This is a genomic window from Paenibacillus montanisoli, from assembly GCF_003268025.1.
Lineage (GTDB): Bacteria > Bacillota > Bacilli > Paenibacillales > Paenibacillaceae > Paenibacillus_Z > Paenibacillus_Z montanisoli.
On the sequence record NZ_QLUW01000003.1, the window covers coordinates 431,305 to 445,600 of the forward strand.

The following is a 14,296-nucleotide window of genomic DNA, read 5'->3' on the forward strand; positions in this document are numbered from 1 at the left end:
GGCAAGCAGCGGGGCTCCGTTTGCTTGCCTTTTTACTATAGGGGGCGATGTCACGATGATATTCGCACAGCGTTATATGATGCCAAATCTCGGTGAGTTGTTGCTTTCACGGGAGAATTATAAGCCGTATCCGACAATAGCGGAGCGTCGTCTATGGGACGACCTGCCGCAAAACCTCCGAGCCTACTGGATCAATAAAGGCGCCGGAAAGCTTGGTCATGAATGGAATACCTTAACGGCCACCGCGTATATGGATTACAGCAGAACGGGAAATCGGGAAAGGTACGATACCGTTTCGTGGGAGAGAAGAGCGGCTCTGGCTTCATTGGTCATCGCGGAATGCATAGAGAACCAAGGGCGATTTCTGGATGACATCGTCAACGGAATCTGGTGCATATGCGAGGAAACCTTTTGGGGGATTCCCGGACACGGCTACATGATGAAGAGGAAGGACCCGCTGCCGGACGTATCGGAGCCCATTATCGAATTGTTCGCTTCCGAGACGGCGTCACTGCTCGCCTGGACGCATTTTTTGCTCCAATCCGAATTGGACGGCATAAGCGGGTTGGTTTGCGAGCGCATACGGCTTGAAGTCAGGAAGAGGATTCTTGATCCGTATTTGATACGGGACGATTTCTGGTGGATGGGCTTTAATCAGGAAAGGATGGTAAACAATTGGAATCCGTGGTGCAATGCAAATTGTCTATCGGCCTTCCTGCTCTTGGAGGACGATCGCGAACGCCGTGAAGAGGCGGTAATCAAGGCGATGCGCAGCTTGGACCAGTATATGGGCCGTCTCCATTCAGACGGAGGCTGCGAGGAGGGACCGAAGTATTGGATATACGCCGGAGGAATGCTGTTCGATGGCCTGGAGCAGCTTTACGGCATCTCGGCCGGCCAAATAAACGTATACGAAGAGCCTCTAATCAAACAGATCGGCCGTTACCTATATAAAGCTTTTATCGATGGTTCCTTTTATGTTAATTTTGCGGACAGTGCGCCTGCCGTTGAGATCCCTGCAGAGCTTGTCTATCGATATGGTCGGCGTATCGGCGATGAACGGCTTTCGGAATTGGGAGCACGGGTACTAAAAAAGAAACAGGAGGAAGCTACTGACATCGAGTTCTCCTCCATGTCCCGCCTATTGCCGGCGTTATTTCATTACGCGGAAGTCGAGCAATATACGGGAGAAGCTCCTTATCTTCGAGATGCATGGCTGGATGGCATTCAAATGATGGCGGCAAGAGAGAGACAAGGGTCGTCCAAAGGGTTATATCTCGCGGCTAAAGGCGGGCATAACGATGAAAGCCATAACCACAATGACATCGGTCAATTCATCGTATACTGCAACGGTTCTCCGATGATTGTCGACCCCGGTGTTTTGACCTATACCTCGAAGTCTTTCTTTTCCGAGCGCTATACGCTATGGGCGATGCAATCCGGCTTCCACAACGTGCCTGTCGTTAATGGAATTCAACAAATGCATGGAAGACAATATCAAGCTAACGATGTCGACTATAGGCTTGATGATCAAGCTGCATCGTTATCGATGAACATCGCGGGAGCCTATCCGGATTTTGTCGGGATAAAAAGCTGGAAACGTACAATAAGTTTCAATCGTGGTTCGGATCCGTCTATCGAGATCAAAGACGAATTTCTTTTGCAGCAACGGACGGTTGATGTTATGTTGATTCTGATGACGACTAGCCTTCCACAGGCTGAAGAGATCGGGAGTTATATCTTGCAAGATGAGAATCGCAATAGGGTAAGCATCCGCTATAACGGAGAACAGTATGCTGGATCGGTAGAGACCATTCCGCTTGAGGATGACATGATGCGGAAGGGTTGGGGAAATCAACTGTACCGGATTAAACTAAAATTAAAGAGTCCAATGGATCAAGGCGAATGTGTCGTTCGAATAAATCGAATTCGTTGACGAGGTGACATGATGGTCGAGGACCTCATTAAGGATTTGCTGCTAAGACAATATTCGCAGGCTGCGGAGGAGATCGAGTTGATTTCCTACAGCAGCAAAATGGTCTACAAGGTTCGTCTTGCGAACAAGAAAAATTATATTTTCGAGCTTTTCATGAAGAAGGACCAAGAGGACAGCACGTCAAACGAGGATAACGATAAATACTTTACGATGGAAGCAATCGTTTCCGAAGCGCGCATCCTCCATGTCTTGAAGGAGAAGGTTCCTGAGCTTAAGTGTCCATCCCCTATCGCAAATAAGGAAGGGAAATTGCTGTCATCCATTACCGTGAACGGAACAAGCTTGCCATGCTTGTTAAGAACCTATATTGCCGGCGTTGAGCTGGTGAAGGGTTCGCCGGCATATGGTAAACAGGCTTACGATGCAGGAGTAGCAGCTGCGAAGCTCCACCATTGTTCGATTCAACACATGCAGAGCGAATATAACAACAGGCCTGTCCACAGGCAGAGCTATGTACAAAACATCATCGAAACCCTGCGACGGGGTATCGCTGTCGGGACGATTACGACAGCTCAATATACGATCGTGAAAGATGCGCTGGCCTTTATCAAACGAAGAATGGATGAGTTGGATCAAAGCCCGGACAATCTCGGCATCGTCCACACGGATTTGCGCGATGCGAACTTTCTGACTGACGGAGAAACCGTGATTCCGATCGATTTCGGGAGATGCGTCTACGGCTACCTTCTATACGACTTAGGAGAAATGTGCGCGCATATGGGAGGAGACACCAGCGATATTTTGCAAATCGTGAAAGGCTATCACTCGATACGACCGCTTAACCGGTATGATATCGTCACCATCGAAGCATTCAAAATGCTGTTTATCTTGAGCGTTGTTGCGGAATTCATCTTACAGACGGACAATGCTTATGTTTACGATACGTTGGAAAAATTGACGGGGAAAGATCTGGTTCATCTGCTAAATGGTGAGCCTGTTATTGAAGGCATTAGAAGTATTTTGTAGCGAGGAAAACGGCGGCCTTCGTCATGGCTGCCGTTTTTGTTTTGCTCCGCTTGGCATGCCAGTCCACTCACCTCCGATACGCGCTACGAAAAGTCATGCCGCTCATTCCCGAAATATCACGCATTAACAGGAAATGCCAAGCTAACATGCAACTCGATTGGTCAAAGTGGTATGATAGAAGAAGCTAAGTCCGGATGAGTTCAAACGAAACCTCATGGGGGAGGAAACTCACGACATGCATGCTTCAGTGTGGAAACATCGCAAACCATTGATTCATTCAAGGAAGGCGTTGGCCGAAGGACAGCTGACCGTCGGTTTTATCGGCGGCTCCATTACCGACGCGCGCCCGCGCCATAATTGGCCGGAGCCTGTCACCGCTTGGCTGGTGGAGAAATTTCCGCAAGCGCGAATCATCGTCGAAAATGCCGCCATCGGCGCGACAGGCAGCGAGCTTGCCGTCTTTCGGGCGAAGCGCGATTTGATCGACCGGGGCTGCCATCTTGTATTTATCGATTATGCCGTGAATGACTATGGAGAACCGTCTGACAAAAGAAAACGCTCGAGAGAAGGCTTGGTCCGGAAGCTGTTGGCTGAGGACGGCCGCGATGTCGTGCTCGTACATACGTTCATGCAGGACATGTTCGCCGTGATGAACGAAGGCGGCATGCCGGATTCGATTGCGGAGCTTGAGGAGCTGGCCGATCAATACGGGACAGGCTCCGTATGGATGGGGCTGTACGCCCTGGAGGAAGTACGCAAGGGCCGGATGCGCTGGGAAGAATGGCTGCCCGACGGCTTGCACCCGACACATCGGGGGAGCCTGAGCTACGGTCAGAGCGTGATCGCGTTTCTGGAAAAAGAACTGCTAGTAGAAAGTGCGGTCCCAGACACAACCATCGTTCGCGAGCATGTCCTTCCCGCGCCGCTGCACCATCAGCATTGGGGCGAGTCGGTGCTGCTGCCGCTCGCCGAAGTGCAAACGAGCGGCCCGTGGGTCATCCGCCGCTGGCCTTACTACGAATGGATCGACCGTGTGCTCGAAACCGCGGCGATCGGAGCGAAGCTAGCGTTCACGTTCGAAGGGCGCGGGTTGTCGCTCGGCTTCGATTTCGGCAAAAAGTCCGCCGAGTTCCGTTACCGCATCGACGGCGGCGACTGGATCCGCGTTTCGCGTGACCGCCCGGATTGGTGCGGCGATGATGGCTGGTACCGGGCCTGTTATCTCGGCGAAGAGCTGCTCTCCGGCGTCCATCGCTTCGAATTGGAAGTTACTCACGGCGACCGTCCGGAATGCCGGGGCACCAACTTTAGGCTGGCGCACATCGGTATCATCCGCTGACAATAATCCTAGCCTTCTTTTGGAGATGAACATGAACGCTAACCGTATGATCAGTACGATTCTAATCGCTATGCTATGCTTGTCGATGACAGCATGCCGTACCGGGCAGCCCCAAGCCGAAACACGAACCGAGTTAACCGTTTCGGCGGCGGCAAGCTTGAAGGATGCACTAACCAAGCTAAAAGCGAGCTATGAAGAGCAGCACGGGGATGTCCGAATTGCGTTTAATTTCGGATCGTCGGGCACGCTCCAGCAGCAGATCGAGCAGGGAGCGCCGGTGGATCTATACATATCCGCCGCCCAAAGGCAGATGGATGCGCTTCGCAGTAAGGGGCTTGTCAACGAAAGTCCAATCTTGCTGCGCAATGAGCTGGTTCTCATCGTGCCGAAGGCAAGCGGGAACGCCGTCCCTGCGGACCTTGCCGCGCTTTCGGACACCGCCTACAACAAAATCGCCATCGGCGAGCCGGACAGCGTCCCCGTCGGCACGTATGCCGAACAATCGCTGACGTCATTGGGATTATGGGATTCGCTTATGCCAAAGTTCGTGTACGCAAAGGACGTTCGGCAAGTGCTTTCATACGTGGAGACTGGAAACGTCGATGCCGGCATCGTCTACGCTACGGATGCGATGACATCAACTGGCGTGAATACAGCGTTCACGATCGCAAAAGAAACCCATAAGCCGATCATATACCCGGCAGCGGTCATTAAAGGGGCCGAGCACGAAGAGCAAGCCGAGGAGCTGCTGGCCTATCTGCAGGGCACTGAAGCGGCTTCAGTTTGGACGAACTACGGATTCCTGCTGCCATAAGCGGCAGCAGCGATGCTATAGACAAGAAATCGTTAAAGAGCAGGTGAGAGCAGTGATTATCGGAATCGGACATGATATCGCATCGCTGGACCGGATGGAACGTATGCTGGCGGGCGAGGCCGGCCTCAAGTTTCAACGCCGGATCTTGACCGAGCGAGAGCTGCAGTTATCCGCTGCCTCAAACGGGAAAAGGCTTGCGGAGTTTACGGCAGGCCGGTTCGCGGTGAAGGAAGCGGTGTCGAAGGCGTTCGGCTGCGGCATTGGGAGCAAGCTTTCTTTTCGCGATATTGAAGTGGACCGGCATGAAAGCGGCAAGCCCGTATGCCGTTTAACCGATGACGCTTGGGAGCGGCTCGGCTATGCTGCGGAGAAGACGGCGATCCATATTACGATTACGCACGATCAGTCGCTTGCCTCCGCCTTTGCGGTCGTGGAGCGGCTAAGCTGAAAACGCGCGCATACCGTCGTCACCTTTTGCCCATAATTGGAATAAACCAATAGGAAGCAAAACGGGTGGAAGGACGGTGCCGAACCCATGGCAGCTAACGCTGATAGAAACGCGAAGCGGTATTATAAGAGCGGACAGTCTGTACCGCTTGACGGGATGTACGGAGATATGTGGGGCGGCTGGCTTCCGCTTATGCAGGGCGACCTGTTTCCTTCACATCCGACGATGGGCGCATCCAAATGGTCATACGAGGGACCGCTTGCGACCGGCCTGCCCGAGCTGCGCAAGGGAAGCCAACGCCTGCGCAAATAATGAAACCTAAAACAGACCCCCGCGTACAGCAGATAAAGCGCTGCAGCAGCAAAGGGTCTGTTTTCTTATTTTTTGGAGCTGAGCCAATTCGCAAGCTCATCGACTTCATCTGCGGACAGCTTGCCGGAGAAAGCGGGCATGCCGCCGCCGCCCTTCTTAATTTGAGTGGCGATCTGTTCCTTCGACATGCGCTTGCCGACCTGCTGCAGGTTCGTGGACGGGCCCATCCGGCCTTGAAGCTCGGAACCGTGGCAAGAGATGCAGTTGGATTTGTACACTTGCGGCACATCCGCCGCGGTTGTCGTCGTTGGGGAAGAGGAGCCGCATCCGGTCAGCAGCAGACAAGCCGCCAGCATGAGAGCGATCGTCAAATAAGCTGGGCGTGCAAAGCGTTTGTTCATGAGTTGACATAACCTCCATTTACCAGACGGCAGGCGGTTCAAGCTTGCCCATGCAGGTGTTCTTTTTGGTGTAGTACGCTATAATAGAGGGAACCCTATTTGACTTGAGAAAATCTTGATTTAGGTGAATCGATGAAACATTCGTATAGAACAATCATACAAAACTATTTTCACCGCTTTCAAGCCGAGATATCCATCGCGGCGTTCTCGGCGCCCAAGCCGGGGCTGGCTATGGACCAGGAATCGGAATTTTATAGGCTATGGTACATTAAATCAGGTGAAGGCAAGCTGACGCAAAACGGCCGCGTGTATGCGACGAAGCCGGGGCAATTGCTGCTCCTTCCGCCGGGCAAGCAGACGTTTGTCGCGGGGCATGAGAAGCCGAATTCACTGTATTGGTGTAACTTTCGTGCATCCATCTGGGATATGGAAATCTTCGATTTGCTGAAGCTGCCCATCATAGTGGAGCCGAAGGAGCAGGTCTACCTGCGCACCCAATTTGAGCGTCTAATCGATGTTTACCGCTCTTCGCAGATCACGCGCGAGCTGCGCTTGCGTTCGGCGCTTTTCGATCTTATGGCCCTCTATTTGGATTACAGCGGAATCAGCGAGGAATCGCTGAAGCAGGTAGAGCCGTTGGAGAAGATCGAACGCGTGCTGGAGTACATCGAAGAGCATTTGTCCGAACCGATTGGCGTGGACGAGCTGGCCAAGCTCGCTTATTTGCATCCGAATTATTTTATCGGGTACTTCAAAAATATCGTCGGTTTTGCGCCTACGCAATACGTCAACATCCGCCGGATCGAACGGGCCAAGCAGCTGCTGGAGAGCCCGGAGTGCAACATCTCGGAGGTGGCGGCGATGGTCGGGATGCAGAATCATTATTTATCCCGGATGTTCAAGCAGCATGCGGGCGTTACGCCAAGCCGCTACCGGCAAATCTATATGGGCAAGAATCAAGGCAAATCGTAATGGCATGCCCGCAGGAGAGGATGAAAGAAAAGTGAAAACGGAAGCATCCCGTTATTTCAGCACGGAGCTGCTGAATTGGTATTTGGCGAATAAACGGGACTTGCCGTGGCGGAAAAATCGCGATCCGTATCGGGTATGGGTCTCGGAAATCATGCTGCAGCAAACGCGGGTGGATACCGTCATTCCGTATTATGAACGGTTCATGGAGAAGTTTCCGACAGCGGCGGCGCTTGCGGAGGCGCCGGAGCCCGAGGTGCTGAAGCTGTGGGAAGGGCTCGGCTATTATTCGCGTGCCCGGAATTTACAAGCGGGCGCGCGCGAGGTGCTCGCCTTGTACGGCGGCATCGTGCCGGACGACAAGGACAAGGTCGCGGCGCTTCGCGGCGTCGGCCCGTATACGACAGGCGCGATCATGAGCATCGCGTTTAACCGGCCGGAGCCGGCCGTGGACGGCAATGTGATGCGCGTGTTGTCGCGTTATTTCTGCCTGGAAGAAGATATCGCGAAGCCTGCCACGCGGGTAGGAATCGAAAAGCTGGCCGGCTCGCTCATACCCGAGGGCTCGGCTGGCGACTTCAACCAAGGCCTTATGGAGCTTGGAGCATTGGTTTGTACGCCGAAGTCTCCGGGCTGCCTGACCTGCCCGGTAATGATGCACTGCGAAGGCAGAATGGCCGGAAAAGAGCACATTCTGCCGATCAAGAGCAAGGCGAAGCCGCCGCGTCCGGAAACGCGGCTCGCGGCCCTCATCACGGGCAGCGGCGAGCATGAGGGCAAGCTGCTCGTACGGCAGCGGCCTGAGACAGGTTTGCTCGCGCAAATGTGGGAGCTGCCGCATGTGCTGGCGGAGTCCGGAGCCGCAGGCAGCGTGAAGCGGCGCGGCCGGGGCAAGGTTGTTTCGGCCGAGCTGGAAATCGCAGCAGCAGCAGCAGCTTCCGAGAGCATGCCGGCTGATCAAGGCGGCGCAAGCTTGATGGAGCGCCACGCGATGCAAGCCGATTATTTGACTCGCGCGTTATCATCGGACGAAGGCTTGCTCGTTCGGCCTACCGGCTGGTGGGGCGAGACGGAGCATGTCTTCAGCCACATTGTGTGGAATGTGCAGGTGTTCCGCGCGGAGTTCGGCTTCTGGCAGCAGCTACCGGAGCTTGCGCCTGGAACGGAATCGGAGCTGCCGACGGCCGCGGAGGCTGCCGCACCGTACGGCGAGGGCGTACCGCGGGCCAATTATCGCTGGATCGGACCGGAGCAGATGAAGGAGCTTGCGTTCCCGAACGTTTTTGTGCGGATTTTACGCGATTATTGGCATGGTTTAGATTGATTTTCAACAACGGCTCGTTCTACAATGACTAATAGGTCGATTATCGGATTTGAGAGAATGAGGAGGCTGTTTACGTGAGTCAAATGCTGGAAAGATTGCAGCGAGAGAAGATTGTAGCTATTTTTCGTTATATCGAGGATCAATATGCCGACCAGGCTGCCGAAGCGCTGTTAGCCGGGGGCATCACGTTGATGGAAATTACGATGAATACCGAAGGCGCGGCCGGCATGATCAACCGTTGGCGCGATAAATACGGAAGCCAGGCCGGCATCGGCGCGGGCACCGTGCTCGATCTGGACATGGCCAAGGAAGCGGTCGCGGCAGGCTCTCAGTTTCTCATTTCTCCTAACCTGGATGAAGCGGTCGTTGAGTACGGGTATGCGAACGGGGTTCCGGTATGGCCGGGCGTCATGACCCCGACAGAGATTGTCCGCGCTTGGAAAGCCGGCGCGGAAGCGGTGAAGGTGTTCCCGATGGCCACGCTCGGCTGGAAATACTTATCCGAAATCCGCGCGCCGCTGGACAAAATTCCGATGCTGGCTACAGGCGGCGTCGATTTGGACAATATCGCGGATTACTTCAAAGCCGGCGCATGCGCGGTCGGCATGGGCAGCAAGCTTGTCAACTTGGACTGGGTGCGCAGCGGCCGGTTCGACCTGCTGACGGAGCGCGCGCGCAAGTTTGCCGATGCAGCTAAAGCGCTGTAGCATTGTTATAAGAAACCGAACGTCTAACAGACGTTCGGTTTCTTTTTTTTCATAGGCAAAAAAAAGAGCCCGCGGCATCTCCGCAGGCACTAAAGGGATTCTATATGAAGAAAAGGGGGGTCATGTCACTTATTATAGAGAGCCAATGTGAAAGAAGCATGAAAGGAATATTACGATTCGATTACAACGGCTTCCTTATATACCCCAGGTGCCATCTTAAAAACACCATCCCGGCTGCATAGGCAGGTACGGAATAATACCACTTCCATCCTTTATAGATGATGTAGTGACTGATGACCGACAACCGCTCGAAGAGAAGGGAGAACAACACGACGCCAATGAGATAGTAAACAAAGCTCCTGGTCCGGCTAGGCATAAAATTGGCTATTATTACGGAGTACGCAGGAGCCAGGGTGGCCTGAAGCGGCAGGTCAACCAAATCGATCTTAGCGGTTTCGAGAAAGTCGTACAGGTCGAAAACGACTCCCAAGGTGAGATCCGCATATACGGTAGCCCCGGCAACAAACCCCCAAATCAAGTATATTTCCCGTCTTGTAAGGCGCTTCGGCATGAACCAGACTATGATTAAAGCGACTGCTAACGAACCATAAGCGAACCAGGCTCCCATGGATTCAACCGACCTCCGGCTTTGTATTGTGAAGAAGCGTGCTTATTAGGGGATAATAGGCAGGGCCAAGCAAAAACGGCTTCGACGTACGTTCTGATATTCCAAGAAACGAAGGTGAGTTCACATGAAATATGCCAAACAGTATTGGGTATTTGCGCTGCTCCTTGCTTCCGTCATCGCTTTGAATCTAGGGATGGATGTCCTGATGCGGCTATCGGCGGAGCGAATGGCGCGAAACTTGATTTTCCCGTTCATCATGCTGGATCCGATCGAAAAAACAATTCTGCTCATCATCATCTTCTTGGTTCTGCGGCATCCGCTCGGCGCGATGTATCGGAAGCTAATGACGCCAAGCAAGGAGCAGCAATCAGGAGGTGGAAGCGGCGGAGCTCAGCCAGCGCCGAATCAAGCCGATCAACAATAGAATAATCGGTATCCCGAACTGCAAAGGCAGATGAAGGTAATAGGGTACAATCTGCAGCCCCTCCTGAAGATGCTCCGTCAAATTCCCCGCAACGGTGAGGGACGTGAGCAGCACGACTAATGCGATCGGCGTGACCATTAATCTGTAATTTTGAACCTTGAACAGATCGTGCGCCGCCAGCGCTGCCGCAAACATGAAGGTGGCAATCTTGAAAAAGCTTGTGATGATCAGCAGGAATAGCACGACGGAATCCATCCGCTGCACGATTTCGGCGAGCCGAAGCCGGCTCAAGGAGGTGAACAGCGGGAAGGTCGCCCTTGAAGCGATCTCGACGCCGAGCACGGAGATGTTGACGAACATCGCAATGCAGAGCAGAATCGCGCTGAATGCCATGGCGCCGCTGCCGATGCCTACCGCATTGAAGCGTTTGTTTAAATACGGCAGGAACATCGTCATGACGATCATCTCGCCGAACGGGAAGGTCAAGTTCGTTGGAAATAAGGCCTTAAGTACGGGCCTCAAGCCTTCGCCGAGCACGGGAAGCATTCGGTTGCCGGCCGACAAGTCCGAGAACCAGACCAGGAAAACGATAAACAGAAACATCCCGCAGCTGAGCAGGAAAAAGAAGAAGGCTGTCCTCCCGAATACCTCGATGCCAAGCCGGAGGATGTAAACTACGGCAATGAGCATGCATATAGCAATAGCGAACATAGGCGTTGCATCATACGCCGCCGTAGTGAGCAGATCGATAAAATCTCGCGTGTTGCGCCCAGCGATATACATGAAATAGATCATATACGCGAAACCGAGGATCCACCCGGGGATGGGTCCGATGATTTTGCGAAGATAAGCGGTCATCGTCAGGTCGGGATACATCCGAAATAACGTTCCGTATACCCCGGCAAACATCCCGATGCCGATTAAACAGCCGCTTAGGATGACGATCCACGCGTCCTGCTTCGCTTCTATCCCGACCGGAATGAAAACGGCTGTCCCCAACTCAAATAACGTCACCCATGCAAACAGGTGCAAGGGGCCAATGAACTCCTTTTGGCCATTCATCTTCGCTGCCTCCTATCCATACCATCATCCATCCTTCTGCATTAAGGACTTGCCCCTCATGCCCGAGCGCAGGATTTGCCCTCTGAAATCGATGCTTACCTCTGCATCGGCAAATGTTTCGTCCCAACGGTCCTGAACTTGCTTCCACTGCTTCGGGTGTTTTCGCTGCAGTACTTCGCCGAAACAGAACACATCCGATTGAAGCTTCTGCGCCCCTTGGATCGCCGCCATCATGTTGGCTTTCGCTTCGTAGCCCCATTCTTGCTCCAGCTTGGTCAAGACATCAAGCTTATCGAGCGGAATGCCGCATTTGACTTCCGCGACGTTGCCTTCCGCGCTCACGACGATGTTTACCTTGGCGCGCCCGTTCTTCATCGAGACGTCCGTTTTGGTCTTGCTTTTTATAATTTCGAGCGCGAGCCCGTTCGGTTTGTCTTGGCAATCCAAATTCATGATCGTGCTTCTCATATGGTTGACTATGAACATATAGCCTCTGGCCTGTCCGTTATCCAGCCAACCGGCAAGCTTTCCGCCGCGAAATACGGCGATGCCCGATATTTCCAGGTGGTAGGGAGGGCGCGTCTGCTCCACGTTTTGTTTCTTGGTGACGTTCTGTTCGTTGCCATAGATTCGAAGTCCGCTGATGGATGGTTCAGAGCCCGGGTTAATGAGCTTACGGATGGCATCGTCGAGACCGATTACAGGAGATCCGGACCAAATCTTTGCCGAAAACTCGCTTGCGCCCACTAAAGCTTCCGATTGCAGCGGCGCGAGCGGTACGATGGCGCTGATTAATTTGGTCGGCGAGCTGCCTCTTGCGACGAGCAGCATCGATGTCAGCCTAACCTCGTGCGAGCGCTCGAAGAAATCGAATATTTCCTCGATGCCGGCCTTCGCGAGCCTTTCGCCGAGAACAACAACCTGGATATGGGAGAAGAACAGCTGTCTTGGCACCTGCTTGGACGCTTTGCGGATGCCCTCGAACAGCGTCTCGGATTGGACGCTGTAGATGTTGAACGGCGCATTGCCGCCGCCTTTGCTGGAGCTCGATAATTCGCCCGGCATGACAACCTGGAAGGACAGCTCGTACTTATTGGAATTCTCCGCTTTATCGATGGACATCGCCGTTACGATCGCCAGCCGGTTCAGCTCGCGGCTGTTCCAGCAGCCCGAAGTTACGAACAAGAGAGATATGCACATCGCCGTGAGCAGCGCAAGCTTACCCAGCTTCATCCGAGATGTCGCCTCCTTTGGCTTATCAATTATTGAGGCTTCTGTCCGGGGCCGACCCGCACCTTGTCCACCGCGGTATCATCCGGCCTCTCCCGTATGCTCCAATGCGGAAGACGGACAAACACATCCTTCATCTGCTTAAACTTAAGCGGGACTAGCGGCGAGAAGAATGACACGCCGAACGAGCGCAGCGAGTTCATATGGGCAACCAGCATAATCATGCCAAGCATCATGCCATAGAAGCCGAGGATACCGGCGGCTATCATGAATAGAAAGCGGAGCATCCGCGCCGTGATGGCCAGATTGTACGCCGGAATCGAGAAGTTGGCGATGGCGGTAATGGCTACGACGATGACCATGATCGGAGAGACGATGCCGGCTTGAACAGCAGCCTCACCCAAGACGAGCGCCCCTACGATCGAGACCGCCTGACCGACTGCCCGGGGCATGCGAATGCCGGCCTCTCTTAAAATTTCAAAGCTGATCTCCATGGCAAATGCCTCGACCAGTGCAGGAAAGGGTACGCCTTCTCTGGCCCCCGACAGGTTAATCAGCAGCGTCGTTGGCAGCATCTCCTGATGAAACGTTGTTAGCGCGATATAGACAGCAGGTCCGAACAACGAAATGATAAAAGCCATATAGCGCAGCAGCCGGATAAAGGAGCCAATATCGTAGCGCTGGTAATAGTCCTCTGCCGCGGTGAAAAACTGCGAAAGCACCGTCGGCACGACTAACGCGAACGGCGTTCCGTCCACGAGAATCGCGATACGTCCTTCGAGCAGATTGGCGGCGATGGCATCGGGCCTTTCCGTATTAAATACGGTAGGGAAAGGCGAGTTCCAGTTGTCCTCGATAAATTCTTCGATATAGCCCGATTCCAGGATGGCATCCGTGTTGATTTTATTGAGGCGCTTGCGGACCTCATTTTTGATGTCTTCTTTCACAATCCCGTCGATATACAGCATAGCGACGCTGGTCTGCGTAACGGTGCCGATCTTGATCGCTTCGAAGCCGAACTTCGGGCTTCGAATCCGGCGGCGGACAAGAGCAATGTTCGTAGCAATGGATTCCGAGAAGCTATCCTTCGGCCCGCGAATGACGACCTGGGTGCTTGCCTCCGATACGGCCCGGGTTTCACCGCCGATCGTGTTGCCGCAGACGCACTGGTTCCACCCGTTCACAAGCAGAATCGTTTTGCCCGTCAGCAGCTCCAGCAACATGGACGTCCAGTTGTCGATAATCTCGATTTGGCCGACCGCCAGCGCATTGTCGCATATATAGCGGAAAGCAGCCTCGGGAGAGGAGGATTCTTCCGGAACTTCAGGCAGGAACGGGGACATGAGCGAACGCATGACGAAATCGTTCACCAATTCTTTGTCCGTAATGGTGTCCAAGTAGATGGCCGCCACGGGGAGCCCACGCCCGGTACGAAGCTTGAATTGGCGTACTATCAGGTCGGGACTTGATCCAAGCTCGGATCGAATGCGTTTGATATTCGCCTCCAGATCGCTTTCAAGCTGACCCTGCACGACGGAGGGATTCTCGCTGCCCGCGGATGCGGAGCTTTTGCCGAATGCCATTTCCCGTGTTTTCATCAAGCCTGCACCTCCTCGTGCTGCCGGTCGCCAAATCGCACCGCGCACGGGTAGTATGCCCTGCTTGTCCTTTTTTTA

15 protein-coding genes are annotated in these 14,296 nt (G+C 53.7%); 10 read left to right on the plus strand and 5 right to left on the minus strand.

Features of this window, described 5'->3' with window-relative positions; genetic code table 11:
* Positions 1–55 precede the first annotated feature (55 nt).
* From DL346_RS17850 to DL346_RS17870, 6 genes are all read left to right on the plus strand, one after another.
* Positions 56–1,936, plus strand: coding sequence for a heparinase II/III domain-containing protein (locus tag DL346_RS17850; protein ID WP_112883502.1), 1,881 nt, complete (start codon positions 56–58; stop codon positions 1,934–1,936).
* 9 nt (positions 1,937–1,945) lie between these two features.
* Positions 1,946–2,962, plus strand: a complete 1,017-nt coding sequence (locus DL346_RS17855; protein WP_112883503.1) for a phosphotransferase enzyme family protein — start codon at positions 1,946–1,948, stop codon at positions 2,960–2,962.
* Positions 2,963–3,197: 235 nt separating this feature from the next.
* A complete protein-coding gene (locus DL346_RS29125) occupies positions 3,198–4,301 on the plus strand; it encodes an SGNH/GDSL hydrolase family protein (RefSeq protein ID WP_165822563.1) in 1,104 nt (367 codons plus the stop codon).
* 31 nt (positions 4,302–4,332) lie between these two features.
* Positions 4,333–5,115, plus strand: a complete 783-nt coding sequence (modA, locus tag DL346_RS17860; RefSeq protein WP_165822564.1) for a molybdate ABC transporter substrate-binding protein — start codon at positions 4,333–4,335, stop codon at positions 5,113–5,115.
* A gap of 52 nt (positions 5,116–5,167) precedes the next feature.
* A complete protein-coding gene (gene acpS, locus DL346_RS17865; protein WP_112883505.1) occupies positions 5,168–5,563 on the plus strand; it encodes a holo-ACP synthase in 396 nt (131 codons plus the stop codon).
* 87 nt (positions 5,564–5,650) lie between these two features.
* The gene (locus tag DL346_RS17870) at positions 5,651–5,875 is read left to right on the plus strand and encodes a hypothetical protein (RefSeq protein WP_112883506.1); all 225 of its coding nucleotides are present in this window, start codon (positions 5,651–5,653) and stop codon (positions 5,873–5,875) included.
* A 65-nt stretch (positions 5,876–5,940) separates the two neighbouring features.
* Here the strand turns inward: DL346_RS17870 and DL346_RS17875 are convergent, their stop codons facing one another.
* Positions 5,941–6,276: a c-type cytochrome gene (locus DL346_RS17875; RefSeq protein WP_112883507.1), complete on the minus strand. Its 336-nt coding sequence runs from the start codon at positions 6,274–6,276 to the stop codon at positions 5,941–5,943.
* Between the two features lie 132 nt (positions 6,277–6,408).
* Here DL346_RS17875 and DL346_RS17880 point away from each other — a divergent pair, with 132 nt between their 5' ends.
* The 3 genes from DL346_RS17880 (at position 6,409) to DL346_RS17890 (ending at position 9,276) form a co-directional block, all read left to right on the plus strand.
* Entirely contained in the window at positions 6,409–7,248 is an 840-nt protein-coding gene (locus DL346_RS17880) for an AraC family transcriptional regulator (RefSeq protein WP_112883508.1), read from the plus strand.
* A 4-nt stretch (positions 7,249–7,252) separates the two neighbouring features.
* Positions 7,253–8,569, plus strand: a complete 1,317-nt coding sequence (mutY, locus tag DL346_RS17885) for an A/G-specific adenine glycosylase (protein ID WP_112883509.1) — start codon at positions 7,253–7,255, stop codon at positions 8,567–8,569.
* Positions 8,570–8,643: 74 nt separating this feature from the next.
* A complete protein-coding gene (locus tag DL346_RS17890; protein ID WP_112883510.1) occupies positions 8,644–9,276 on the plus strand; it encodes a bifunctional 4-hydroxy-2-oxoglutarate aldolase/2-dehydro-3-deoxy-phosphogluconate aldolase in 633 nt (210 codons plus the stop codon).
* Positions 9,277–9,457: 181 nt separating this feature from the next.
* On the opposite strand, the gene DL346_RS17895 is transcribed toward DL346_RS17890, so the two are convergent.
* On the minus strand, positions 9,458–9,904 hold the full coding sequence (locus DL346_RS17895) for a CBO0543 family protein (protein WP_112883511.1): 447 nt from the start codon (positions 9,902–9,904) through the stop codon (positions 9,458–9,460).
* 124 nt (positions 9,905–10,028) lie between these two features.
* On the opposite strand from DL346_RS17895, the gene DL346_RS17900 reads away from it, so the two are divergent.
* A complete protein-coding gene (locus tag DL346_RS17900) occupies positions 10,029–10,328 on the plus strand; it encodes a YczF family membrane protein (protein WP_112883512.1) in 300 nt (99 codons plus the stop codon).
* Here DL346_RS17900 and DL346_RS17905 read toward each other — a convergent pair.
* From DL346_RS17905 to DL346_RS17915, 3 genes are read right to left on the minus strand one after another with little or no spacing between them, the layout of a single operon-like run.
* Positions 10,272–11,390: a GerAB/ArcD/ProY family transporter gene (locus DL346_RS17905; protein ID WP_112883513.1), complete on the minus strand. Its 1,119-nt coding sequence runs from the start codon at positions 11,388–11,390 to the stop codon at positions 10,272–10,274. The genes DL346_RS17900 and DL346_RS17905 overlap by 57 nt on opposite strands.
* 24 nt (positions 11,391–11,414) lie before the next feature.
* The gene (locus DL346_RS17910; RefSeq protein ID WP_112883514.1) at positions 11,415–12,623 is read right to left on the minus strand and encodes a Ger(x)C family spore germination protein; all 1,209 of its coding nucleotides are present in this window, start codon (positions 12,621–12,623) and stop codon (positions 11,415–11,417) included.
* 29 nt (positions 12,624–12,652) lie between these two features.
* Positions 12,653–14,218 (minus strand): spore germination protein, encoded by a 1,566-nt coding sequence (locus DL346_RS17915; protein WP_112883515.1) that lies wholly within the window; start codon positions 14,216–14,218, stop codon positions 12,653–12,655.
* Between the last annotated feature and the right edge of the window lie 78 nt (positions 14,219–14,296).